Annotated in this window: 21 protein-coding genes; 14 read left to right on the forward strand and 7 right to left on the reverse strand. The window is 73.5% G+C overall.

Features of this window, described 5'->3' with window-relative positions; genetic code table 11:
* Window positions 1–76 precede the first annotated feature (76 nt).
* Window positions 77–838 carry a DeoR/GlpR transcriptional regulator gene (locus JNK12_12795; GenBank protein ID MBL8776810.1) on the forward strand — a complete coding sequence of 254 codons (762 nt, stop codon included), beginning with the start codon at window positions 77–79 and terminating at the stop codon, window positions 836–838.
* Here JNK12_12795 and JNK12_12800 read toward each other — a convergent pair.
* The 3 genes from JNK12_12800 to JNK12_12810 form a co-directional block, all read right to left on the reverse strand.
* A complete protein-coding gene (locus JNK12_12800) occupies window positions 811–2,622 on the reverse strand; it encodes a glycosyltransferase (protein MBL8776811.1) in 1,812 nt (603 codons plus the stop codon). The two genes, JNK12_12795 and JNK12_12800, sit on opposite strands and share 28 nt — an antisense overlap.
* The gene (locus JNK12_12805; GenBank protein MBL8776812.1) at window positions 2,619–4,205 is read right to left on the reverse strand and encodes a hypothetical protein; all 1,587 of its coding nucleotides are present in this window, start codon (window positions 4,203–4,205) and stop codon (window positions 2,619–2,621) included. The genes JNK12_12800 and JNK12_12805 overlap by 4 nt, the downstream gene beginning before the upstream one ends.
* A gap of 186 nt (window positions 4,206–4,391) precedes the next feature.
* Complete coding sequence (locus JNK12_12810; protein MBL8776813.1) at window positions 4,392–4,919, reverse strand: AAA family ATPase; 528 nt, start codon at window positions 4,917–4,919, stop codon at window positions 4,392–4,394.
* A 126-nt stretch (window positions 4,920–5,045) separates the two neighbouring features.
* On the opposite strand from JNK12_12810, the gene JNK12_12815 reads away from it, so the two are divergent.
* The 7 genes from JNK12_12815 (at window position 5,046) to JNK12_12845 (ending at window position 13,796) form a co-directional block, all read left to right on the forward strand.
* On the forward strand, window positions 5,046–6,344 hold the full coding sequence (locus JNK12_12815) for an acyl-CoA dehydrogenase family protein (GenBank protein ID MBL8776814.1): 1,299 nt from the start codon (window positions 5,046–5,048) through the stop codon (window positions 6,342–6,344).
* Window positions 6,341–7,408 carry a phosphotransferase family protein gene (locus tag JNK12_12820; GenBank protein ID MBL8776815.1) on the forward strand — a complete coding sequence of 356 codons (1,068 nt, stop codon included), beginning with the start codon at window positions 6,341–6,343 and terminating at the stop codon, window positions 7,406–7,408. Before JNK12_12815 ends, JNK12_12820 begins: the two co-directional genes overlap by 4 nt.
* A 115-nt stretch (window positions 7,409–7,523) precedes the next feature.
* Window positions 7,524–8,303 carry an enoyl-CoA hydratase/isomerase family protein gene (locus tag JNK12_12825; protein MBL8776816.1) on the forward strand — a complete coding sequence of 260 codons (780 nt, stop codon included), beginning with the start codon at window positions 7,524–7,526 and terminating at the stop codon, window positions 8,301–8,303.
* Window positions 8,304–8,305: 2 nt separating this feature from the next.
* A complete protein-coding gene (locus tag JNK12_12830) occupies window positions 8,306–9,289 on the forward strand; it encodes an NADPH:quinone oxidoreductase family protein (protein ID MBL8776817.1) in 984 nt (327 codons plus the stop codon).
* 144 nt (window positions 9,290–9,433) lie between these two features.
* Complete coding sequence (locus JNK12_12835) at window positions 9,434–11,962, forward strand: glycoside hydrolase family 3 C-terminal domain-containing protein (GenBank protein ID MBL8776818.1); 2,529 nt, start codon at window positions 9,434–9,436, stop codon at window positions 11,960–11,962.
* 52 nt (window positions 11,963–12,014) lie between these two features.
* On the forward strand, window positions 12,015–12,983 hold the full coding sequence (locus JNK12_12840; protein ID MBL8776819.1) for an LLM class flavin-dependent oxidoreductase: 969 nt from the start codon (window positions 12,015–12,017) through the stop codon (window positions 12,981–12,983).
* Window positions 12,984–13,004: 21 nt separating this feature from the next.
* Entirely contained in the window at window positions 13,005–13,796 is a 792-nt protein-coding gene (locus JNK12_12845) for an enoyl-CoA hydratase/isomerase family protein (protein MBL8776820.1), read from the forward strand.
* A 17-nt stretch (window positions 13,797–13,813) separates the two neighbouring features.
* Here the strand turns inward: JNK12_12845 and hypB are convergent, their stop codons facing one another.
* Window positions 13,814–14,614, reverse strand: coding sequence for a hydrogenase nickel incorporation protein HypB (gene hypB, locus JNK12_12850; GenBank protein ID MBL8776821.1), 801 nt, complete (start codon window positions 14,612–14,614; stop codon window positions 13,814–13,816).
* A gap of 3 nt (window positions 14,615–14,617) precedes the next feature.
* Window positions 14,618–14,953, reverse strand: a complete 336-nt coding sequence (locus JNK12_12855) for a hydrogenase maturation nickel metallochaperone HypA (protein MBL8776822.1) — start codon at window positions 14,951–14,953, stop codon at window positions 14,618–14,620.
* 238 nt (window positions 14,954–15,191) lie between these two features.
* On the opposite strand from JNK12_12855, the gene JNK12_12860 reads away from it, so the two are divergent.
* From JNK12_12860 to hypE, 4 genes are read left to right on the forward strand one after another with little or no spacing between them, the layout of a single operon-like run.
* Entirely contained in the window at window positions 15,192–17,915 is a 2,724-nt protein-coding gene (locus JNK12_12860; protein MBL8776823.1) for a carbamoyltransferase HypF, read from the forward strand.
* Window position 17,916: 1 nt separating this feature from the next.
* A complete protein-coding gene (locus JNK12_12865) occupies window positions 17,917–18,183 on the forward strand; it encodes a HypC/HybG/HupF family hydrogenase formation chaperone (GenBank protein MBL8776824.1) in 267 nt (88 codons plus the stop codon).
* Complete coding sequence (gene hypD / locus JNK12_12870; GenBank protein ID MBL8776825.1) at window positions 18,180–19,292, forward strand: hydrogenase formation protein HypD; 1,113 nt, start codon at window positions 18,180–18,182, stop codon at window positions 19,290–19,292. Before JNK12_12865 ends, hypD begins: the two co-directional genes overlap by 4 nt.
* Window positions 19,293–19,314: 22 nt before the next feature.
* A complete protein-coding gene (hypE, locus tag JNK12_12875; GenBank protein ID MBL8776826.1) occupies window positions 19,315–20,421 on the forward strand; it encodes a hydrogenase expression/formation protein HypE in 1,107 nt (368 codons plus the stop codon).
* On the opposite strand, the gene JNK12_12880 is transcribed toward hypE, so the two are convergent.
* Both JNK12_12880 and JNK12_12885 read right to left on the reverse strand, forming a co-directional pair.
* Window positions 20,422–21,246, reverse strand: coding sequence for a hypothetical protein (locus JNK12_12880; protein ID MBL8776827.1), 825 nt, complete (start codon window positions 21,244–21,246; stop codon window positions 20,422–20,424).
* 37 nt (window positions 21,247–21,283) lie between these two features.
* Window positions 21,284–22,891: an OB-fold domain-containing protein gene (locus tag JNK12_12885; GenBank protein MBL8776828.1), complete on the reverse strand. Its 1,608-nt coding sequence runs from the start codon at window positions 22,889–22,891 to the stop codon at window positions 21,284–21,286.
* Window positions 22,892–23,086: 195 nt separating this feature from the next.
* Between JNK12_12885 and JNK12_12890 the strand changes: the two genes are divergently transcribed.
* A complete protein-coding gene (locus tag JNK12_12890) occupies window positions 23,087–23,857 on the forward strand; it encodes an SDR family NAD(P)-dependent oxidoreductase (GenBank protein MBL8776829.1) in 771 nt (256 codons plus the stop codon).
* An 8-nt stretch (window positions 23,858–23,865) separates the two neighbouring features.
* On the forward strand, window positions 23,866–24,696 hold the full coding sequence (locus JNK12_12895; protein MBL8776830.1) for a thioesterase family protein: 831 nt from the start codon (window positions 23,866–23,868) through the stop codon (window positions 24,694–24,696).
* The last annotated feature ends 1 nt before the right edge of the window (window position 24,697 follow it).

A 24,697-nucleotide genomic window follows, 5' to 3' on the forward strand; every position in this document is an offset into this window, starting at 1 on the left:
CTTGCCCCGTGTTCTATCTTTGGAATACTCACATGATCGAACAGAGCCGGTCAAGGGATGCTCGAAGGGAGGCCCGATGGCGACGGTGAGTGGCACGTTGGCGGCGGAGGACCGACTCGCATGGATCGCCGACCGGCTCACCGCCGACGGGGCGGTCACCATCACGGCCGCAGCTGAGGCGCTCGGCGTGAGTGAGATGACGATCCGGCGGGACCTCGAGGAGCTCGAGGAGCGCGGCACCGCCCGCCGCGTCCGGGGCGGCGCTCGAGCCCTGGGGCCCGAGCCCTTCGCCGAGCGCACGCAGACCAACGCCAAGGCCAAGGGCAGGATCGCCGCGAAGCTCGCCCCACTGGTGCCCACCCGGGGCGCCGTCGCCTTCGACGCGTCGTCCACCGTGATGCGCCTCGCCGCCCTGCTGGGTGACGCGCGGGACCTCACCGTCCTCACGAACGGGCTCGACACCTTCGGCGCGCTCAACGGCCTCCCGGGGGTCGAGCCCCTGCTCACCGGCGGCCGCCTCGAGCCGCGGACCGGCAGCCTCGTCGGCCCGCTCGCGTTCCGGACCGCCTCGCAGATGTCGGTCCAGGCGTTCTTCGCCTCCGCCGCCGCCGTCTCTCCGGACCGCGGCGCGCTCGAGTCGACGCTCGAAGAGGCCGAGGTCAAGCGGGCGATCGCGGCCGGCGCCGAGCGGGTGATCGTCGCCGTCGACGCCAGCAAGCTGGGGCGTCAGGCAGTGGCCGTGGGGCTGCAGTGGGAGCAGATCGACGTGCTCGTCACCGACCTCGATCCCGACGACGACCGGCTGGCGCCCTATCGGGAGCTGGCCGAGCTCCTCTGACCCGGCGCCGCGGCGACGAGGCCGTGGGGGGTCTTCTCCCAGAGGTCGGGCTTGGCCACGAGGTGCCAGATGGCCCGCCACGAGGCGTACGAGTGCAGCAGCCAGTACAGGGGCAGGAGCAGGGCGTACACGGCGAGGCCCCGCTGGCGCTGGCGACCGGCGATGGCGTGCACCGCGATCATCGAGCCGAACCCGAGCGCGAAGGCCACCAGGTTGAGCGTCTGGAGCGTCGGCGGGATGTGCAGCCAGCTCACGCTGCCGCCGAGGAACGTGAACAGCCAGAAGGCCCAGACGACCGAGCTGGCCAGGTAGAGCGCCGGCGTGCCGAGGACCAGCAGGAGGAGGCACAGGGTGCCCCGCAGGCCCGTGGCCCGGGTGAAGCGGACCGGGTGGCGTGAATGCACGAGGTAGGTGACCATGTAGCCCTTGATCCACCGGGTGCGCTGGCGGATCCACGGCCCCGTCCTGCTGCACGCCTCCTCCATGGTGGTGGAGGGGTTGGCCGCCACCTTGTAGCCGAGGGCGGTCGCCCGCAGCCCGAGGTCGGCGTCCTCGGTGACGTTGTGCGGGTCCCAGCCGCCGAGCTCGCGGAGGACCTCGGTGCGGAAGTGGTTGGACGATCCGCCGAGGGGGATCGGGAGGTGCAGCCGGTCGAGGCCCCGCAGCATGTAGGTGAACCAGAACGAGTACTCCAGGGTGAACATCCGGGTCAGGAGGTTCTCCTCGGCGTTGTGGTAGTTGAGCCGGCACTGGATGCAGGCGACCTCGTCGCCGCTCGCCCGGAACTGGGCGACGACGTCCCGGAGCTGTTGGAGGTGGGGGACGTCCTCGGCGTCGTAGATGGCCAGGAACTCGCCGCGGGCGAAGTCGAGGCCCACGTTGCAGGCCTTGGGCTTGGTCCGGGGCGAGCTGGTGGGGACCAGGATCATGTGCACACCGTCGGGCGCCGCCGTGGCCCGGAAGGCGTCGATCGTGTCCTGGTCGTCCTCTTCGAGCAGGAGCAGGATCTGGAGCTTCTCGGTGGGGTAGTCGATGCCGCCCAGGTTGTCGATGAGCTGCTGGGTGATTCCCGCCTCGCGGTAGGCGGGGACGAGCAGGGTGTAGAGGGGGAGATCCTCGTCGGGGATCCGGGGGGCGGTCGGCGTCTCGTCGCCTCGGCGGTGGCGGGGAGCACACAGGGCGACCACCACCTTGAACATGGCCGCGGCGAGGAAGACGAGGTTGGTCGCGGTCAGGGCCACGATGGCCGTCCCGTTGGGCCACAGGAGCAGGGCGCCGAGGGTCACGACCACGATGAGCCCGATGCCGATGAGCTGGCGGGAGCGCCAGGGGTGGGCGGCCGAGAGCTCGCCCTGGTGCTCGGCCAGGCCGTCGGTGGCCTCGGCCACGATCCGGGCCCGGTACTCCTCGAGGACCACGTGCTCGATGTCCCAGTCGGTGGTGATGAGGTTGGTGACCGACGGGGCGTCGAGGCGCCGGGCGACCTCGGCCAGGCGGTCGTCGCCGAGCGGTGCAACCGACGCGATGGCGATCGCTCCTCCGGCTCCGTCCCGGTCGGCGTCGAGGCGACGCCAGGGCACCCACTGCTCGGCGACGAGCAGGTGGTGGTCGAGGCCGGCGAACAGCGTCGGCTCGGGTGGTTCGGCCAGGAGGTCGACGAGGTCGAGGCCGGCACGCTCGGCCACGCGGGCCTGTTGGTCCCGGCGGGAGCCGGGGGTGACCGCCGCGGTGGTCGGCGCGCCCACGGGGCCGCCGGCGGGGGTGCCGGCGGGGGTGCTGGTCACGGTGCGTCCTGAGATCGGTAGATCACGACGGGCCCGAACTCGGCGGCGACGTCGAACCCGTCGAGCAGGTCCGGGTCTGCAGCGAGGGCCTGGCCGACCTGGTCGTCGGGATTGCCCTGGTCCACGAACACGTGGGTCACGCCGCCGGGGTCGCGCAGGGTCTCGTCCCAGTCGCGGCTGAACGGCGCCACCACGTCGTCGAGGCCGGCGCCGATCACCGGCAGCATCGGGTTCACCGAGTCGTCGACGAGCACCCGTCCGCCACCGAGGTCTCGCTCGAGCCACTCGGCCGCCGCCCACTGGTCGTCGCCGGCCTGGCGCTGTTCGAGGGCCTCCTCGACGACGCCGACCTCGCGCCAGCCCGGCACGACGGCGAGCGCCACGAACGGGGCCGCCGCGAGCCCGAGGGCGACCACCCGCCGCCACCAGACGGCGCCACCGACCGCGGCGAGGGCGGTGGCGGCGAGGACGGCGAGGCCCGGGAACACCGCGGCGCCGTAGCGCAGGTTGAAGATCGACTCACCGGCCGCGTCGCCGAACCGGAGCGCGACCTGGCCGGTGAAGAGGGACCACACGTAGAACACCACGGGGGTGGCGGTGAGGACCAGCACGAGGGCCAGGACCCGCCCCGGCGGCCGGGCCCGCTCGTCACGGCGCCGGGCCCGGATCGCCAGCACCACGAGTCCGGCGAGAGCGCCCACCAGGGTGACCCAGCCGAGGGCGATCCAGGCGCTGCGGAGGAAGGTCCCGACCGAGGCGGGCAGGTCGCCCTGGTCGGGGAGCAGTCCCTGGTCGGCCAGCACCTGCTGCTGGGCCTGGGCGCTGTAGCGCCCCCGCTGGAACTCGAGCGGGTCGCCGAAGTTCACCCAGTTGAACCACAGCCACCACAGCGCCGCGCCGAGCGGCGGCGCCGCGAAGCAAAGCGTCATCTTCCCCGCGTAGCGGCGGGAGCCCCAGCGCCGCCACGACATCACCGCGATGCAGAGCGCCCACACCAGCGCGAAGGCCCAGCCGTCGTAGCGGGCGAGCACGGCCAGTGCCGCGGGGCCACCGCAGTAGAGGGCCATCTCACCGCCGCTGTAGGGCTTCTCCCGCACCGCCCAGTGCACGAGCGCCGCCGCGGTGAGCAGAACCGCGGCGTAGAGCACGGGTTCGGCGAAGGCCGACGTGTGCAGGAAGAGGATCGTGGGGTTCGTGACGTAGAGGACGACCACGACCAGCCCGGCGAAGCGGGCGTCCCGGTTGAGGACGGTGGTGACGTGCCAGAGGGCGGCCGCCTCGACGGCGAGGCAGGCCGCGCCCACGAGGGCGCCCGCCCACCCGCTCGTCCAGAGGGCGTCGAGGGCCGAGAACGGGGCGAGCAGCAGGTGCTGGAGTGGCAGCCAGACCGTGCCGAGCTGGACCAGCCCGCGGTTGGGCCCGTCGACGAGGCGACGGGCGATGGTCAGGTGCGAGCGGGTGTCGGCGTACAGCAGCTGCAGACCCTGGTGCGAGACCCACCACGTCGCCAACAGGGCGACGGCGGCGGCGCCGACCGCGACCCGTCGGAGATCGGCCGCCGTCCGATCGTCGCTCGCGCCCATGCCGCTCGTTCGCCCTCGCTGACCGTTCCGTCACGCCGGTGCGCACGCGCCGCCGACGACGGTGAACGTAGCCCCGTGGTTGCACCCGACCGGGGATGCCCCGACGGCGACGACCTTGGCGCCGAGGTGCCCTTCCGGGCGTCACTCGGTGCGTCCGGTACGAGGGCGCCGGTGGGTCGAAGCGGCCTACCGCTCGGGAGGATCCGGTGGGAGCGAGGCGAGGATGGCGTCGGCGGCGGCATCGGGGCCGAGCGCGGCGGTGTCGACGACGAGGTCCGCCACGGACTCGTAGAGCGCCGAGCGGTCGTCGGCCATCGCGGCGAGGTCGGCGGCCGGGTCCGCGCCGATGAGCGGCCGGTGGTCGCCGGCGTGCACCCGCTCGCCGAGCACGGTGGGGTCCGCCCGCAACCAGACGACGTGGGCTGCGCCGAGCGCCTCGCGCACCGCGGGGTCGAGGATGACCCCGCCGGGCGCGGCCACCACGACGTCGCCACGGCGCAGCGCGGCCAGCACCTCTGCGCTCTCGAGGCTGCGATACGCGGCCTCGCCCCCGTCTTCCCAGAGCTCGCGCACGGTCTTGCCGGTCCGGGCGGTGATGGCGACGTCGACGTCGACCAGCTCGCGGCCGGTGGCCTCGGCGAGGCGGCCGCCCACGGTGGACTTCCCCGCCCCCATCAGGCCGACGAGCACGAGGGGGGTGGTGGGGGGCAGCACGGCGTCCACGTTCACAGACCACCGGGCCCGTCGCCAACGCCGCCTGGTGGGACCTAGGCCGCCGGGTGTCGGCCTTGGCCATCGCGTGGGCGACCTATCCTGCGCGACCGACGAAGGGGGAGCGCCATGTGGGACTTCGAGACCGAGCCCGAGTTCCAGGAGAAGCTGGACTGGGCCGACGAATTCGTGCGCGAGGAGGTCGAGCCCCTCGACCACATCTGGCGGGGCCTCGAGTTCACGCCGCTCGACGACGTGCGCCGCCGTGCCATCGACCCGCTGAAGCAGGAGGTGCGCCGCCAGAAGCTGTGGGCGACCCACCTCGGGCCCGAGCTCGGCGGCGAGGGGTACGGGCAGCTCAAGCTCTCGCTTCTGAACGAGATCCTGGGCCGCTCCTCGTGGGCCCCGATCGTGTTCGGCTGCCAGGCCCCCGACACCGGCAACGCCGAGATCATCGCCCACTACGGCACGCCCGAGCAGAAGGAGCGCTACCTGCGCCCGCTGCTCGAGGGCGAGCTGTTCTCCTGCTACTCGATGACCGAGCCCCACGCCGGCGCCGACCCCACGATGTTCACCACCCGGGCCGAGAAGGACGGCGACGAGTGGGTGATCAACGGCTGGAAGTTCTTCTCCTCGAACGCCAACACGGCGGCCTTCCTGATCGTGATGGTGGTGACCAACCCCGACGTCAGTGCCTACAACGGCATGTCCATGTTCCTGGTCCCGACCGACACCCCGGGCGTCAACATCGTGCGCAACGTCGGCCTCGGCGGCGAGGCCGAGGACGAGGGCTCGCACGCCCTCATCCACTACGAGGACGTGCGGGTCCCCGAGGAGGCGCTGCTCGGCGGGGAGGGCCAGGCCTTCGCCATCGCCCAGACCCGTCTCGGCGGCGGGCGCATCCACCACGCCATGCGGACCATCGGCATGGCCCGCAAGGCCATGGACATGATGTGCGAGCGGGCCCTCAGCCGTGAGACGCAGGGCAGCCTCCTCGCCGACAAGCAGTTCGTGCAGGGCTACATCGCCGACTCGTACGCCCAGCTCACGCAGTTCCGCCTGCTCACGCTCTACACGGCGTGGTCCATCGACAAGCACAACGACTACCGCAAGGTGCGCAAGGACATCGCCACGGTGAAGGTCGTGATGCCCCAGGTGCTGCACGACATCGCCTGGCGGGCCATGCAGGTCCACGGCGCCCTCGGCGTCAGCAACGAGATGCCGTTCCCCGGGATGCTGCTGGCGGCCAGCATCATGGGTCTCGCCGACGGGCCCACCGAGGTGCACAAGGTGACCGTCGCCCGCCAGGTGCTGCGCGACCACCGGCCCAGCGACGACCTCTGGCCGACCGGGCACCTGCCCAAGCTGCGCGAGGCGGCCCGGGCCAAGTACGCCGAGTTCCTGGAGATGGAGGTGGGGAACCTGTGAGCGACGAGCCGACGAGCGACGAGCCGACACTGGACGACCCGAGCCTCGAGCGCCTGGCCGCCTGGATGGACGCCCAGGGCCTGGGCCCGGCGGGCGCTCCCCTCGAATGGGGCTTCGTCTCCGGGGGCTCGCAGAACGAGATCTACGAGATCCGTCGTGGTGACCTCCACGGCGCCCTTCGCATCCCGCCGACCACCGCGCCGGAGAGCCGCGACGACGGCATCCTGCGCGAGTGGCGCATCATCGAGGCCCTCGACGGCACCGACGTGCCCCACACCGAGGCCATCGCGGTCTGCACCGACAAGGCCGTGCTCGGCCGCACCTTCTACCTGATGGGATTCGTCGACGGGTGGTCGCCGATGGGGCTGTCCGGGGGCAAGCCGTGGCCGGCACCCTTCGACGCCGACCTCGAGGCCAAGCGGGGCCTCGCGTTCCAGTTGGCCGAGGGCATCGCCCTGCTCGGTCGGGTGGACTGGCGGGCCAAGGGCCTCCAGGACCTCGGTCGCCCCGACGGCTTCCACGAGCGCCAGGTGGACCGGTGGACGGGCTTCCTCGAGCGCATCAAGGGTCGGGAGCTCTCGGGCCTCGACGAGGCGTCGGCGTGGTTGCGGGCGCACAAGCCCCTCGACTTCGTGCCTGGCCTCATGCACGGCGACTACCAGTTCGCCAACGTCATGTTCTGCCACGGCGCGCCGGCGCGGATGGCGGCCATCGTCGACTGGGAGATGGGCACGGTCGGCGACCCCAAGCTCGACCTCGCGTGGATGCTCCAGGGCTGGCCCGAGGACACCAGCGCACCCGAGGCCGCCACCTCGGGCTACGTCGATCTCCAGCACATGCCGTCGCGCGACGAGATGGCGGCCCACTGGTCCGAGGTGGCCGATCGTCAGGTCGACGACCTCGACTACTACCTCGTGCTGGCCAAGTGGAAGCTCGCCATCGTCTTGGAGCAGGGCTTCCAGCGCGCCGGTGTCGACCCGAAGCTCCAAGCCTTCGGACCCATCGTGTTGGACCTGATGGCCGGCGCCGCCGAGCTGGCCGAGACCACGGACTACGGCTCGTGAGCCGGGTGCGCCCCGCGTCCACCGTGACGCCGGAGTGTGAGGCTGCGCCGCCGAGCGGCGCAGCGCCGATCGACGAGCCGGGCCCTGAAGGGGCACCGACGAAGGGAGTACGAGGATGAGCGAGACCGACGAGCTGGTGGTGGAGCGGCGGGGCCCGGTGCTGGTGGCCCGGCTCAACCGACCGGACGCCCGCAACTCCCTCAACGCTTCGCTGTTCCGGGCCATCGGCGCCGCGGTGCTCGAGGCCGAGACCGACCCCGACCTGCGGGTGCTGGTGCTCACCGGGACGGGCGACCGGGCCTTCTGCGCGGGCATGGACCTCGCCGCCTTCGCCGCCGGCGAGCAGGTCGGCGTCGGCGACGACCCCGAGACCAAGGCCGGCAACCGCCTCATGGCCGGCGACGTGTCGGTCCCGCTGATCGGGGCCGCCAACGGCGCCGCCGTGGGCGGGGGCCTCGAGCTGCTCCTCGGCTGTGACCTCATCGTGGCCTCGGCGGACGCCCGGTTCGGGCTTCCCGAGGTGAAGCGGGGGCTGTTCCCCGGCGGTCGGGGCACGTTCCTCCCGCTGCGGGTGCCGCTCGGCCTCGCCCTCGAGATGCTGCTCACCGGAGACCTCGTCGACGCGGCCCGTGCCTACGAGATCGGCCTCGTCAACCGGGTCGTGCCCGCCGACGACGTGCTGACCGCCGCCATCGATCTCGCCGAGCGCATCGGGGCCAACGGCCCTCTGGGCGTCGCCGCGGTCAAGGAGATCGCCCGCCTCGTCCTGGTCGACACCGAGCAGGCCAACGCCCGTCAGCGCCACTGGCAGAAGGTGGTCTTCTCCAGCGGGGACGCCAAGGAGGGGGCCACCGCCTTCGTGGAGAAGCGCGCCCCGGTCTGGAAGGGTCGCTGACGGTGCGGGCGGCCTGGTGCCCTGCGTGGGGGCCGCCCCAGGTCGTCACCGTCGAGGAGCGCCCCTCGCCCGACCTCGGCCCTGGCCAGGTGCGGGTGGGCGTCACCGCCGCCGCGGTGAACTTCCCCGACGTGCTGCTCGTCGCGGGGGAGTACCAGATCAAGGTGCCACCGCCGTTCGTCCCCGGCAGCGAGTTCGCCGGGACGGTGGTGGAGGTCGCCTCCGACGTCTCCTCACCGGCGGTGGGGGAGCGGGTCTTCGGCACCGGGCTCGTGGGCGCCTTCGCCGAGCAGGTCGTGGTCGGAGCCTCCGCGGTCACCCGGATCCCCGACGGTGTGGCCGAGGCCGACGCGGCCGCTTTCGGCGTCGCCCACCGGACCGCCTGGCACACGCTGCGTTCGGTGGCCGAGGTGCAGGCGGGCGACGAGGTGATCGTGCTGGGTGCCGGTGGCGGTGTGGGCCTGGCCACGGTGCAGCTCGCGGCACACCTCGGGGCGACGGTCACCGCCGTGGCCTCGTCGCCCGAGAAGCTGGCCGCCGCCCGGAGCGAGGGCGCCACCCGGCTGATCGACCACCGGGCCGGCGACCTGCGCCAGGCCCTGCGTGGGGCGCTCCCCGACGGCGCCGACGCGGTGATCGACCCGGTCGGCGGCGATCTCGCCGAGCCGGCGCTCCGGGCCCTGCGCTACGGCGGCCGCTTCGTCGCCGTGGGCTTCGCCTCGGGGACCATCCCCCGGGTGCCCCTCAACCTCGTCCTGCTCAAGGGCAGCCAGATCCGGGCCTTCGAGTTCCTCTCCTTCATGGTCAACCAGCCCGAGGACGCCGCCCGCAACGAGGCCGAGCTGCTCGACCTGCTTGCCGCCGGGAGGGTCGTGCCCCACATCGGGGCGCGGTTCCCCCTCAGCCGGGCCGCTGACGCCCTGGCGCTCGTCGGCGGGGGCGGCGCCGTGGGCAAGGTCGTGGTCGACGTGGCGCCGTCGCCCTGACCGCGCCCGACCACCCGTCGGTCGGTCATCCGCGATCCGGTCGGGCGGCGGCGGTACCGCGCCATCGCGACCCCCGCTACCGTGCGGTGCCCGTCCTCGGCGTCCGGCCGAGCGCGGCATCTGATCGAGACCGGGGGACCCCACATGGCTGACGTCGAGGCGCTCGTCGCCGCACTGACGCTCGAGGAGAAGGCGGCGCTGACCGCCGGTGCGGACATGTTCTCGCTGGTCGGCGTCGACCGGGTCGGGATCCCGCAGGTCAACGTGACCGACGGGCCCTCCGGGGCCCGTGGCCTCAGCTACCCGGGGGCCGGCGGAGCGGCGTCGAGCTGCCTGCCGTGCGGGTCGGCCGTCGGGGCCACGTGGGACCCGGCCGTGGCCGAGGCCCTCGGCGAGCTGGTGGGGCGCGAGGCCTTCGAGCGGGGGTGCCGAGGCCTGCTGGCGCCCACGGTCAACCTGCACCGCCACCCGTTCGCCGGCCGCAACTTCGAGTGCTACTCCGAGGATCCCCTCCTGTCGGGCAAGCTCGCCGCCGCCTACGTGCGCGGGGTCCAGGGCAACGGGGTCTTCGCCACGGTCAAGCACTTCGTGGCCAACGAGGCCGAGTTCGAGCGCATGACCATGAGCTCCGACGTCGACGACCGGGCCCTGCGCGAGCTCTACCTCGTGCCCTTCGAGCTGGCGGTCAAGGAGGGTGGCGCCCTCGGGATCATGACCTCCTACAACCGGCTCAACGGGAGCTGGCTCACCGAGCAGCAGGCCCTGCTCGTCGACCTCCTCCGCGACGAGTGGGGCTTCGAGGGCCTGGTCATGACCGACTGGTTCGCCGTGGCGAGCACGGAGACGTCGCTGCGGTCCGGGCTCGACCTGGAGATGCCGGCGCCGGCACGGGCCCTCGGCGCTGTCGTGGGCGAGGCGGTGGCCGACGGGCGCGTGCCCGAAGCCGACCTCGACGCCGCCGTCGCCCGACTCCTCCATGCGCTCGACCGGATCGGCGCCCTCGACGAGCCCACCCCGCCGCTCGTCCCCAAGCCGCCCACCGCGGCGGACGTCGACCTGCTGCGACGCGCCGCCGCCGACGCCTGCGTGCTGTTCACCAACGACGGGCTGCTCCCGATCGAACCGACGGCGGTACCGCGGGTGGCCGTCATCGGCGAGCCCGCGGTGTCCGCCTGCATCGTCGGCGGTGGCTCCGCCCAGGTCGTCCAGCATCCGCAGACGAGCGCGCTGGACGCCCTCACCACCGCGCTCGGCGACGGCGTGGAGGTCACCTACGCCCGGGCACTGGAGATCGGCCGCTCGGCCGCCGTGCTCGGCACGTCGGTCCTGCCCGCTCCCGACGGGTTCACGTTCGAGCGCTTCGCCGGCGAGGCCTTCGAGGGCGAGGTGGTCGAGCGGGGCGGGCTCGACGAGCTGCGGAAGATGGTGATCCGCCTCGGCCAGCCCGAGGGGGAGGACGAGCGGTGGACGATGCGCATCACGGGCACGGTCGTGCCTGCGGTGACCGGCCGCTTCCAGCTCTCGCTCGCCCAGGTCGGCACGTCCCGGGTGTACCTCGACGACGAGCTCGTGCTCGACGGGGTGGAGGACCCGCCACCGCGAGGCGGAACCGACTTCTTCGGCTACGCCAGCCTCGACAAGGTCACCGAGGTCGAGGTCACCGCCGGCACACCGATCGCCGTGCGGGTCGACTACTTCTACCGGGGCTCGGGCATGGCCGGGGTGCGGGTCGGGTTCCGGACCGCCGACGCCGATGCGCTGCTGGCCGAGGCGGTGGCCACCGCGGCCGAGGCCGATGTGGCGGTGGTGTTCGTCGGCACGAACCAGGAGTGGGAGTCCGAAGGCCACGACCGCCGCGACTTCTCCCTGCCACGCGGTCAGGACGACCTCGTCCGCCGCGTGCTCGCCGCCAACCCCCGCACCGCCGTCGTCGTCAACGCCGCCTCGCCGGTGGACCTGCCGTGGGTCGACGACGTCCCGGCCACCCTCCAGTGCTGGTTCGGCGGCCAGGAGCTCGGCCCGGCGATCGCCGACGTGCTGACGGGCGCGGCCGAACCGGGTGGGCGCCTGCCCACGACGTACCCCGAGCGGGTCGAGCACTCGCCCTCGCACGACAACTTCCCCGGCGAGAACGGCCATGTCCGCTACGGCGAGGGCGTCTTCCTGGGCTACCGCGGCTTCGACCACCGGGCCGTCACGCCACGGTTCCCGTTCGGCCACGGCCTCGGCTACACGACCTTCTCCCTCGGGGAGCCGGAGCTCTCGTCGCCGACCTTCGAGCCGGGTGGCACGCTCACCATCTCGGTGCCGATCACCAACACCGGGTCGCGGGCCGGCGCCGAGGTCGTCCAGCTCTACGTCGCTCCCGGATCGGCCCGCCTCGCCCGTCCGCCCAAGGAGCTCAAGGCCTTCGCCAAGGTGCGCCTGGCGCCGGGCGAGTCCCGCACGGTCGAGCTCGTGCTCGACGACCGCGCCTTCGCCTACTGGGACCCCGGCGAGCCCGATGGTGACGTCGTCGCCGAGCGCCTCGGCGACATGCTCGGGGCGCAGCAGCGCGCCGAGCGGCGCGCTCCCGGGTGGCAGGTCGACCCGGGGACCTACGCGCTCCTGGTGGGCCGCTCGGCCGGCGACCTGCCCGCACAGCTGACCGTGGAGATCCCCGAGCCGAGCTGACCTGCGCCGGGTCCCGCCCGCGGCGCCGGCGACGAGCGGGCATGCTCTCGGCGTGTTCCTGATGCGCTTCGACCTGCGGGCCCCCGGGCCCACCCCGCCGGCCGACCTCTACGCCACCGCCCTCGACATGGCGACGTGGGGTGAGCAGAACGGTTGCCTCGCCGTCGTGCTCTCCCAGCACCATGCCTCCGACGACGGCTACCTGCCCTCGCCCCTTGTCATGGCCGCCGCCATCGCGGCGCGCACGTCGACGGTGCCGATCAGCATCGCCGCGCTGCTCCTCCTCATGTACGACCCCGTGAAGCTGGCCGAGGACCTCAACGTGCTCGACCACCTGTCGCGGGGACGGGTGGCACCGACGATCGGGCTCGGCTACCGGCCCGAGGAGTTCGCCATGTTCGGCGTCGACCCGTCGGCGCGTGGCGCCGAGATGGAGGAGCGCCTCGCCGTCCTCCAGCGGCTGCTCGCCGGCGAGACCGTCACGTGGCGGGGACGCACCGCCACCGTGCGGCCGGGTCCCTACACCGAGGGCGGGATGCGCCTGTCCTACGGCGGAGGCACGCCCGCCGCCGCCCGCCGTGCCGCCCGCTTCGGGCTCGACTTCATCGGCGAGGCCGACCGGCCCGACCTGGCCGACGCCCATGCCGCGGAAGCCGAGCGGGTCGGGCGGACGCCAGGCGCGTGCCTGGTCCCGTCCAAGGCGTCACCCAGCTCCGTCTTCGTGGCCGAGGACGTCGACGCCGCCTGGGCCGCCATGGGCCCGCACCTGCTCCACGACGCCCAGGCCTACGGGGCCTGGCTGGGTGACGACCACGACGCCGTCACCCGGTCCCGGGCCACGACGGTCGACGAGCTGCGGGCCGAGAACGGCAGCTACCGCATCGTCACCCCCGAAGAGGCGGTCGCCCTGGTCCACGCCAACGGCTACCTGGGCCTCCAGCCGCTGTGCGGCGGCCTCGACCCCGACCTCGCCTGGTCGTCCCTCCACCTCATCGCCGACGAGGTCATGCCCAACCTCTGACCCCGCCTAGCATCCGGCGCTATGGCAGACGATCGCCCTGAGCTCACCACCCTCCTCCTGGAGGCCGCCGACGGGGTGGCCACCGTCACGCTGAACCGCCCCGAGGTCTACAACGCCTTCAACCCGGCCATGGTGGAGGAGCTCGCCTCGGTGTGGCAGTGGGCGAAGACCGCCGACGACGTGCGGGCCCTGGTGATCACCGGCGCCGGCGAGAAGGCGTTCTGCACGGGCATCGACCGCACCGACGTCGAGTTCGCCTACGACGTGTTCACCTACGAGGACCCGGGCAAGCTCCTCGGCCCCAAGAGCCAAGGCCTCTGGAAGCCGGTGATCGCCGCGGTCAACGGCATGGCCTGCGGCGGTGCCTTCTACTTCCTGGGCGAGGCCGACGTGATCCTCGCGGCAGAGCACGCCACCTTCTTCGACCCCCACGTCACCTACGGGATGGTCGCCGCCTACGAGCCCATCCTCCTGCTGCGACGCATGCCCTTCGGCGACGTGCTGCGCATGGCCCTCACCGGGGTGCACGAGCGCCTGAGCGCCGGCAAGGCCGAGGAGCTCGGCCTCGTCAGCGAGGTGGTGGCCGCCGACGAGCTGGCCGGCGCCGCCCACCAGCTGGCCGCCACCATCGCCTCCCAGCCGGCGCTGGCCGTGCAGGCCACCCTGCGCACGCTGTGGGCGGCCAAGGACCTGCCCATCAACCAGGCCACCGAGCTGGGCAACGTGTTCCTCCAGATCGGCACGTCGGTCGACGCCCTCAACGAGGGCCAGGAGGTCTTCAAGGGCGGCCGCATCGAACCCCGCATCCGCTGACCTGCGGGTGCGGAGGCTCAGGAGGCGGGGAGGAGCGCGAGCAGCCAGTCGGCCAGCTCGTCGACGCCCTCGCCGGTCTTCGCCGACGTCAGCAGCATCGCCGCACCGGGGTGCACGCCCTCGAGGTTGGCCTCGAACCGGGCGAGGTCCACGTCGAGGTGGGGGAGCAGGTCGACCTTGTTCACCGCGACGAGGTCGGCGGACCGGAACATCACCGGGTACTTGAGGGGCTTCTCCTCGCCCTCGGTGGGCGAGAAGACCATGAGGCGGGCGTCCTCGCCGACGTCGAACTCGGCGGGACACACGAGGTTGCCGACGTTCTCGATGAGCACCAGGTCGAGGTCGTCGAGGGGGAGGCGTTCGAGCGCCGAGCGGACCATCGTCGCGTCGAGGTGGCACTCGCCTCCGAAGCCGGCGGAGGTGTTCACCAAGGCCACGGGAACGCCGGCGGCGGCGAGGCGGTCGGCGTCGAGCGCGGTCTCGATGTCGCCCTCGACCACGCCGATGCGGGCGCGGCCCTCGAGGCGGTGGGCCAGCTCGACCAGCAGGGCCGTCTTCCCCGCGCCCGGCGACGACATCACGTTCACCACCCGCACGCCGTGCGACGCGAAGTCGGCGCGGTTGGCCGCCGCGGTGCGGTCGTTCTCCCCGAGGATGTGCTCGAGCACCTCCACCCGCAGGCCCCCGGTCGTGTAGCCCGAGTGGTCGCCGACGTCGCGGCCCTCGGCGTCATGCGCGTGGCCGGCGTGTTCGTGGTCCTCGTCGCCGTGATCGTGCTCGTGGACGGTGCCGTCGGCGTGGGCGTGGAAGCGTCCCATGGCTCAGGCGTCCACCAGCTCGAGTGAGCGCACCAGCAGCTCCTCGCCGCTCGTAAGGGTCACGTCGGTCGACCCGCACGGGCAGCGGAGCACGGCGGTGTCGAGCTCGGTGGACTCGCCGCAGGCGTCGCAGCGGACCACCAGGGGGACGTGGTTCACCTCGAGCACCGAGCCGGCCAGCGGGGTGTCGGCCACGACCAGCTCCCATGAGTACTGCAGCGTCTCGGGCACCACCTGGCGGAGGTGGCCGACGTCGATGCGCACGATCTCGACGGGGCGACCTTCCGCGTGCTGCTCGACGATCCCGGCGATCGCCGCGCAGATCGACAGCTCGTGCACGGTCCGAACGTTACCCACGACCTCGCACGACCGGTGCCGCCTGGTGGGCGCACGGCGGTGCGCCGCCGCCCTTGCCTCCGTCGGGCAGCCGAGGTGGAGGCGGTCGCGCGACCGACTGCTCGCCGCCCGTTCCCTCCGTCGGCACCGAGCCCCTGGCTGGCGGGGCGGGCGGTCCGTCAGGCGGGCGGTCGCTCCGGGTGAGCGCGGTAGGTTGGGGTCCTCCGGAGGATGCGTGGCCATGGTCGACTCGGGAACAACGTGTCGTGATCCGGGCGCCGGGACTCCGGGCACGGTCGTCCGCCAGCACTGGCGCATCACCGGCGTGGTGCAGGGCGTCGGGTTCCGGCCCCACGTCCACCGGCTCGCCTCGGCGCTCGACCTGGTCGGGACCGTGGCCAACGAGGACGCCGCGGTGGTCATCGACGTGCAGGGCCCGCCCGATCGGGTCGCCGAGTTCGGTCACCGGGTGCGGGCCGACGCGCCCCCGTTGGCTCGGATCGAGCGGGCCGAGGCGGTCGCCGCCACCCCCGTCGAGGGCGTGGAGGGCTTCCGCATCGTGTCCTCGCGCCGTCAGAAGAGGCAGGCCGGCGCCGCTCCCGCCGCCTGTCTCGTTGACGGCCCTGGCGGCGTGGCTGACGTCGGCCGGCCGCCGGTCGGCCGGTCCCGTCCGGGCGGGTCCCGCGTCGAGGTGGTCACGTCGCCGCCGGTCTTCGTGGCGCCGGACGTCGGCACCTGCCCCGCCTGCCTGGCGGAGGTGCTCGACCCGACCGACCGCCGCTACCGACACCCTTTCGCCAACTGCACCGACTGCGGCCCGCGCTACACGGTGATCCGGGACCTGCCCTACGACCGTCCGGCGACGACGATGGCGGGCTTCGCGATGTGTGCGTCGTGCGCCGCCGAGTACGCCGACCCGGCCGACCGCCGCTACCACGCCCAGCCCGTGAGCTGCCCGGACTGCGGTCCGCAGCTGGCCTTCGAGGGGCTGGCTCGAAGCGGCGGGGCCGAGGCGCCGGAGCCGACTCAGATCGAGAACGGGCGTCCGGCGGCCGAAGGCGGCGCCGGTGGCGACGATCGAGGCGCGGAGCCGCGGGTCTCGGGCACCGACGCCGCGCTCGCCGCGGCGCCGCTGGCCTCGGGTACCGGCGCCGCCGATCGAGGCACCGTGCCGCGGGTCTCGGGCACCGACGCCGTGCTCGCCGCGGTGCAGGCCACGCTCGCCGCCGGCGGGATCGTCGCGCTCAAGGGCCTCGGCGGCTACCACCTCGTGTGCGACGCCACCCGACCCGACGCGGTGCGCCTCCTGCGCGAGCGCAAGGGGCGGGGCGACAAGCCCTTCGCGGTGATGGTGCCCGACCTCGACGCGGCCCGGGCGCTGGCGGACCTCACCGACGACGAGGCGGCGGCGCTGGCCGACCCCGCCCGTCCCATCGTGCTGGCCCGGCGCCGCCCCGACTCGGGCCTCGCCGCCGAGGTCGCGCCCGGCAACCCGATGGTCGGTGTGCTCCTCGCCTACACGCCGCTGCACCACCTGCTGTTCCGGCCCGTCCCCGGCCACGCCACCGTCCCTCCCCGGGTGCTGGTGGCCACGTCCGGCAACCGGGCCGACGAGCCGATCTGCTTCGACGACGACGAGGCCCGGGTCCGCCTCGGCGACCTGGCCGACGCCTTCTGCACCCACGACCGGCCCATCGAGGTGCCGTGCGACGACTCCGTGGTGCGCCGGGTCGCCGGCCGGATCCAACCCGTGCGGCGGGCGCGGGGCTTCGCCCCCGTCCCGCTCGCCCTGCCGTTCGAGGTCCCGCCCACCCTCGCCGTCGGCGGGGAGCTGAAGAACACCTTCTGTCTCGCCGCCGGAAGCCACGCCTGGGTCAGCCCCCACATCGGCGACATGGGCAACCTCGAGACCATGGAGGCGTTCGAGCGCAGCGTCGAGGCGCTCACCCGCATGGTCGGCGTCGAGCCCGAGGTCGTGGCCGCCGACGCCCATCCCGGCTACCTCAGCCGGCGCTGGGCGGTCGCCCACTTCGGCGACGCCGTCGTGGAGGTGCAGCACCACCACGCCCACGTCGCCTCGGTCATGGCCGAGCACGGCCTCGACGGCAGCCGGCCCGTCCTCGGCGTCGCCTTCGACGGCACGGGCCACGGCTGGGCGGCGGACGGATCGGCCCAGGCCTGGGGCGGCGAGATCCTGCTCGCCGACCACGGCCACGCCGAGCGGGTCGGCCACCTCCGCCCTCTCCCGCTCCCGGGGGGCGACGCCGGCGTGCGCAACCCGTGCCGGGTGGCGGTGGCCTACCTCGAGGCCCTCGGCATCGACCCCGGTCCCACCCAGCCCGCGGTGCTGGCCTGCGACGAGGTCGAGCTCGGTGTGGTGCGCCGCCAGGTGGCCCGCGACGTCGGCTGTCTGGCGACGACGAGCATGGGGCGCCTGTTCGACGTGGTGGCCTCGCTGCTCGGGGTCCGCCACCGGGTGAGCTACGAGGCGCAGGCCGCCATCGAGCTGGAGGCGCTGGCCCAGCGGGGGCGATCCGGTGCGGTGCGCCTCGGTTTCGCCCGGAGCGGCGACGGGGTGATCGACCCCGCCCCGGTGCTCGCCGACCTCGTGGATGCCGTGGGGCGGGGCGTGCCCGTGGCCGACCTCGCCCTGGCCTTCCACCTCGCCGTCGCCGCCGCCGTGGTCGACGCGGTCGACGCGTTCACCCATGCGCCCGACGCCGCCGGAGCCACCGCCACCACGGAGGCCGCCGTCCCGGCGCCGCCGCCCGTCGCGCTGACCGGCGGCGTGTTCCAGAACGACCTGCTGGCGACGGCCACCCGTGCCGCTCTCGCCGCCGCGGGCCACGAGGTGCTGGTCCACGGGCTCGTCCCGGCCAACGACGGCGGCCTGTCCCTCGGCCAGGCGGTTGTCGCCGGCCGGCGCTCGGTCGGAGCAGGACAACGACGACAGGAAGGGGCCTGACATGTGCCTCGGCATCCCCGGGAAGATCCTGGCCATCCGTGACGACCGGGGCACCCCGATGGCCACGGCGGACTTCGGGGGCGTGACCAAGGACGTCTGCCTGGCGTACGTGCCCGAGGCCGAGGTGGGGGACTACACGATCGTGCACGCCGGGTTCGCCATCACCCGCCTCGACGAGGCCGCCGCGCTCGAGACCCTGGCCATGATGGACGAGCTCGGCGTCATCGACGAGGAGCTCGGCGGCGAGAGCGAGGGGTCCGCCCCGTGAAGTACCTCGACGAGTTCGGCGACCCGGACCGTGCCCGCCGGCTGGTGGCCGAGATCCACGCCGCCACCACCCGCCCGTGGTCGGTCATGGAGGTGTGCGGCGGCCAGACCCACGCCATCCTCCGCCACGGCATCGACCAGCTGCTGCCGGCCGAGATCGAGCTCGTCCACGGCCCGGGCTGCCCGGTGTGCGTCACCCCGCTGGAGATGATCGACCGGGCCCTGCTGATCGCGGCGCGACCCGAGGTCACGTTCTGCTCGTTCGGGGACATGCTCCGCGTGCCGGGCAGCGCCGGCGACCTGTTCACCGTGAAGGCGGCGGGCGGCGACGTGCGGGTCGTCTACTCACCCCTCGACGCGGTGGCCATCGCCGAGGCCGAGCCCGACCGCGAGGTGGTCTTCTTCGGTGTGGGCTTCGAGACGACGGCGCCGGCCAACGCCATGGCGGTGGTGCAGGCCCACGACCGCGGCCTGGCCAACTTCTCGGTGCTCGCGAGCCATGTGCTGGTGCCGCCCGCCATCGAGGCGCTGATGGCGTCGGGCACCAGCCGGGTCGACGGCTTCCTCGCCGCCGGTCACGTGTGCACGGTGATGGGCACCCACCAGTACGCGCCGCTCGCGGCGCGCTACCGGGTCCCCATCGTGGTCACCGGCTTCGAGCCCCTGGACGTGCTCGACGGCATCCGCCGTTGCGTGGTGCAGCTCGAGGCGGGCCGGGCCGAGGTGGAGAACGCCTACCCCCGCGCGGTGACGGCCGAGGGCAACCAGCCCGCCCAGGAGGTACTGGCCTCGGTGTTCGAGGTCTGCGACCGGCCGTGGCGGGGCATCGGGACCATCCCCGCCAGCGGTTGGCGCCTGCGCGCCGAGTACGCCGACCACGATGCCGAGCGCCGTTTCGACGTCGGCGCGTTCGTGGTGGAGGAGCCCGCCGCCTGCCGGGCCGGCGAGGTCCTCCAGGGGCTCATCAAGCCGGACGAGTGCGAGGCCTTCGGGGCAACGTGCACGCCGCGCACCCCGCTCGGGGCGACGATGGTGTCGAGCGAGGGGGCCTGCGCCGCCTACTTCCGGTACCGGCGGTCGGGATCGCCGGCGGCGTTGCGCGGTGGGTGAGAGAGCGGTGGGTGAGACAGGAGTGGGTGAGTCCGAGGCAGGAGGTTCCGGAGCGGACGAGCGCCTCGACCTCGAGGGCTGGACCTGCCCGCTCCCCCTGCGCGACCACGACCGCATCGTGCTCGGGCACGGCGGTGGCGGGGTCCTGTCCGGCGAGCTGATCGAGCACCTCTTCCTGCCCGCCTTCGGCGAGGCCGCCGCCGCGGCGACGCCCACCGACTCCGCCGTGCTCGAACTGGGCGCCGTCGCCGGCGGCGGCCGGCTCGCCTTCACCACCGACAGCTACGTCGTGCAGCCGCTGTTCTTCCCCGGCGGCGACATCGGCGACCTCGCCGTCAACGGCACCGTCAACGACCTCGCCATGAGCGGCGCAGTCCCGATCGCACTCTCGACCGCGTTCGTCCTCGAGGAGGGTCTCGAGCTGGATGTCCTGGGCCGGGTGGCCACCTCGATGGGCCGGGCCGCCACGGCGGCCGGTGTGCAGCTCGTCACCGGTGACACCAAAGTGGTGGAGCGGGGGCACGGCGACGGCCTCTACGTGACCACCGCCGGCGTGGGCCTCGTCCCGGCCGGGGTGGACCTGCGCCCCGAGCGCATCCGTCCCGGGGACGCGGTGATCGTGAGCGGGCCGATCGGCCGCCACGGCGTCGCCGTCCTCAGCGTCCGCGAGGGCCTCGAGTTCGGCACGCAGCTGGTCTCCGACACGGCCCCGCTGAACGGGGTCGTGGCCGAGATGGTGCGGGCCGCCGGACCCCACCTCCACGCGCTCCGGGACCTGACCCGTGGCGGACTGGCCGCCTCGCTCACCGAGCTGGCGGCGACCGCCGGCGTCGGGATCTCGCTCACCGAGTCCGCGATCCCCGTGCCCGAGGAGGTGCGGGCGGCCTGTGGCTTCCTCGGGCTCGACCCGATCCACGTGGCCAACGAGGGCACCCTGGTCGCCTTCGTGGCGCCTGAGGGGGTCGACGACGTCCTCGCGGCCATGGCCGCCACCGACATCGGCCGCCACGCGGTGGTCGTCGGACAGGTCCGGGACGAGCGCCCCGGCGTCGTCCTGGCCCGCACGACGCTCGGCGCCACCCGGATCATCGACCGCCCCCTCGGGGAGCAACTGCCCCGCATCTGCTGATCAGTGGCAGGCCTCGAGGTACTCCTCGAGCTGGCGGCGGAGGGCGCCCTCGGCCGGGAGCTCGATCGGGATGACGGGTCCGTCGTCGAGGCGGAGCTCGGCCACGAAGACGAAGGTCTTCTTGCTCTCGGTCAGCGCGTGGGAGTCGCAGCGGGAGGCGTTGAAGACGACGTCGACCGAGGCCTGGTTCTCGGCGGCGTCGAGGGCGAGGCTCGGGTGACCGCCGCCGACGGCGGACAGGTTGATGACCACGCTGCTGCGCACCAGTTCGATGTCGAGCGTGTGGTCGGGCTGGAGGCGGTCGACGTCGAGGGTGGTGCCGACGGCGAGCTCGCCCGCCGGTCGTAGATCGTCCTCGCCCCAGGTGATGGCGAAGGCGTCGTGCACCCGGCGCTCGAGGCACTGGCGCTCGTTGAGCACGGCGAGGGCGTCACTCGGCTCCGCCAGCGGGATCCGCCGGGGCTCGCCGGCGATGGTGAGGACGACGGCGCTCGCGGCGTCGCCGGCGGGCGGGCAGCGGGCGTCGCCGAAGTCGACGGGGATGGCGACCGCCCGGCCGGGGACGAGGCTCGAGTGGCGCTCCTGCGGATCGACCTGCTCGAAGGTGGGGAGGTCCAGCTGGAGGGCCTCGACGTCGATCGGTTGGTCCCCGTCGTTGCGCAGCACGAGCTTCAGCTGGTGCTGGAGCTCGAACAGGCGCGACCGCAGGATCTCGGCGTGGATCGGCGGCGCCGCCGACTCCTCGGGGGAGGCGTCGCTCCCGCACGCGCCCGCGCCGAGGCCGAGCACCCCGCCCAGGAGGAGCAGCGCGACGACCCGACGCACCCCCGCAGTCTGACCTGCCCGGTCCACCGCCGCTCGGTCAGGCGTCGGCGGACTGGAGGAGCAGGACGCCCGACGGGGTGCCGCCGCCGCTGGTGACCACGGCGGTGCGGGCGTCGGCCACCTGGCGCTCGCCGGCCTCGCCCCGGAGCTGGGCGACGGCCTCGTAGAGGAAGCCGAAGCCGTGGGTGCGACCTTCGGAGAGCTGGCCGCCGTGGGGGTTGACGGGCAGGTCGCCGTCGAGGGCGATGCGCCGGCCGCCGTCGAGCCAGTCCTTGGCCTCGCCGATGCCGCAGAAGCCGAGCGCTTCGAGCCACGAGATGGCGTTGAAGCTGAAGCCGTCGTAGAGCAGGGCGACGTCGACGTCGGCGGCGGTGAGCGAGGTGCGGCTCCAGAGGTGGGCGCTCTGGCCGAGCACCTGGGGCTCGTGGGTGACGGTGTCCTGGTCCCACGAGATGCGCTCGAGGATCTGGGTTCCCGCCGCCTCGATGCGCACGGGGGGCTGGGCCAGGTCGTCCGCGGTCTCCGCCGCCGACACCACCAACGCGATCGACGCGTCGCAGGGGACGTCGCAGTCGTACAGGCCGAAGGGCGTGGTGATCATGCGGGCCGACAGGTAGTCGTCCATGGTCATCGGGTCGCGGTAGATGGCGGCGGGGTTGCGGCCGGCGTTGGCCCGGTCGTTCACCGCGATGTGGCCGAACACCTCACGGGTCGCCCCATAGCGGTGGAGGTACTGGCTGGCGTTGAGGGCGATCCAGTTGGCCGCCGACATCGCCCCGAACGGCGCCCGCCACTCGGTGAACGGGCCCGACACCCGCCCCGCGCCTCCCTGGTGGAGACCCCACGAGGCGTAGGTGGTCTCCCACACCGTGCGGAACACGAGCACGTGGCGGCACAGGCCGCCGGCGACGGCCAGCATGGCGGCGATCACGGCGCCGCCGGGGCCCGGGAGCTCGCCGCCGCCGTTGTGCCAGGTGGGGTGCAGGCGCAGGGCCTCCTCGACGGCCATGACGCCCCCTTCGCTCATGCCCATGGGCCCGGGCCCGGGGTAGGTGGACAAGCCGTCGATGTCGTCGAGGGTGAGGCCGGCGTCGGCCACGGCGGCCTGGCAGGCGTCCATGGTGAGCGAGAGCGGGTCGACCATCTGGCGCCGGCCGATGGCGGACCGCCCGATGCCGGTGATGGCGCTGGCGTGCTCGTAGCGGTGGTCGCCCAGCGGCGCTCGGGGCGTCGGCCGCCGCGGTTCGGGCACCCGGTCCACCGGGTCGTCCTCACCGGGGGAGGCCGGCGCGAAGAGCGGCAGCCAGACGTCGTCCTGTGCCTCGAACTGCACCTGGACCACCTGGCCGACGTGCACCTCGTCGGGCTCGCAGCCGACGACGTTGGTGGTGAGGTGGACACCAGGGGCGTCGTGCAGGGCGACGTTGGCCACCGCGTAGGGCGGGGCGAAGCCGGGGAGCCACTGCTGGTGGTTGACGGTGGCGCCGATGACCGTCGCCCGACCGGACACCACCGTCGGCGTCCACGCACGGCTGCGGCACTCGGGGCAGATCGGCGCCGGCGGGTGGACGAACGCCTGGCAGTCGTCGCAGCGCTGGACGCGCAGCTGTCCGTCCGCCCCCGACGTCCAGAACCACTCGTTCATCGGTGTCAGCTGCGGCAGCGGTCGCACGATCCCTCCCCGGGGGCCGGGCCGGCGGGCCGGGGCAGGAGGCCTGGCGTGACGTCGGCGTCAGAAACGGCGCGGACCCTACCACCGGCATCGTGGGCGAAACGGGCGAGAGTTGACGTGACTGTTAGAGGCCTCTACGGTCCCAGCGACTTCGGGGGAAGGGAACCCATGGATCCACAGGGACGTGCAGCGATCGTCACCGGCGGCGCCGGTGGGCTCGGGGGCGCCACCGTGCGCCACCTGGCCGAGGTGGGCTACGGCGTGGTCGTGTTCGACCGCGACGCCGAGCGGGCGGAGGCACTGGCCACCGAGCTCGGCGACCGGGCCCGGTTCGCCACCGGCGACGTGAACGACGACGACGCCGTCGCCGGGGCCATCGCCGCCGGTGGCGAGCTCGGCACCCTCTCACTGGTGGTCAACGTCGCCGGCGGCGGGGTCGGTGGGGGCCGCACGGTCGGCCGTGACGGCACCCCCCACGACAAGGCCAGCTTCACCGGCACGATGGAGATGAACGCGTTCGGCACCTTCAACGTGTCCCGCCTGGCGGCCGCGGCCATGGCCGCCAACGAGCCCACCGAAGAGGGCGAGCGCGGCGTCATCGTCAACACCGCGTCCATCGCCGGCATGGAGGGTCAGACCGGCCAGTTGGCCTACGGCACCGCCAAGGCCGCCATCCTCGGCATGACCCTGCCCATGGCCCGTGACCTCTCGCCCCTCGGCATCCGGGTGTGCGCCATCGCCCCCGGCACCATGGGCACCCCGCTGATGTTGAGCGTCCCCGAGCAGATGCGCGAGAAGCTGGAGGAGGGCATCCAGTTCCCGAAGCGCATGGGCAAGCCCGAGGAGTTCGCCCTCCTCGTCGAGTCCATCGCCCGCAACCCCTACCTCAACGGCGAGAACATCCGCCTCGACGGCGCCCTGCGCTTCCCGCCGAAGTAGGCACGGCCGTGCTGAAGGTCGACCACCTCGTCGCCGGCCTCGCCCTCGAGCCGACCGGCCCCGACCGCTACCGCGCCCCCGAGGTCGAGACCGGCCACGAGGTCATCTTCGGCGGCCAGTTGCTGGCCCAGTCGCTGGTGGCGGCCTCGATCGGCCACGAGGGCAAGCGGGCCAAGACCATCCACACCGTGTTCGCCCGGGGTGCGGCGCCGGGCACACCCCTGGACGTCGCGGTCGAGACGATGCACGGGGGTCGCGCCTTCGCCAGCAGCACCGTGACCATCAGCCAGGGCGACCGCCTCTGCACCCGCTCGCTGGTGCTGCTCACCGCCGACGAGCCCGACTTCATCCACCACGCCGACCCGGCCCCGACCGTGGGCGCACCACCGGAGACCCCCGCCTCGGGTGGCCCCGACGAGTGGCAGGTGCAGATCGTCGGCGACGTCGACATCTCGGACCCCGAGCTCACGGGCCCGGCCGAGCTCGACGTCTGGACCCGCTTCCCCGGCGCCCCCGACGACCTGCTCACCGCGCAGGCGGTGCTGGCCTTCGCCTCGGACGGGTTCCTCATCGGCACGGCCATGCGCCCCCACGCCGGCGTCGGCCAGTCCCAGGCCCACGACACCCTGGCCACGGGCGTGGTCAGCCACACCCTCACCTTCCACGAGCCCTTCCCCGCCGACGACTGGCTGCTGCTCGCGCACCGCAGCCCCCACGCCGGCCACGGGCGCAGCTACGGCCGCGCCGACGTCTTCACCCCCGCCGGCGCCCTCGTGGCGTCCTACGTCCAGGACGCCATGTTGCGCCCCATGCCCGCCAAGGACCCGGGCCGTGGCTGAC

Source organism: Acidimicrobiales bacterium (assembly GCA_016794585.1).
Lineage (GTDB): Bacteria > Actinomycetota > Acidimicrobiia > Acidimicrobiales > DATDAH01 > JAEUJM01.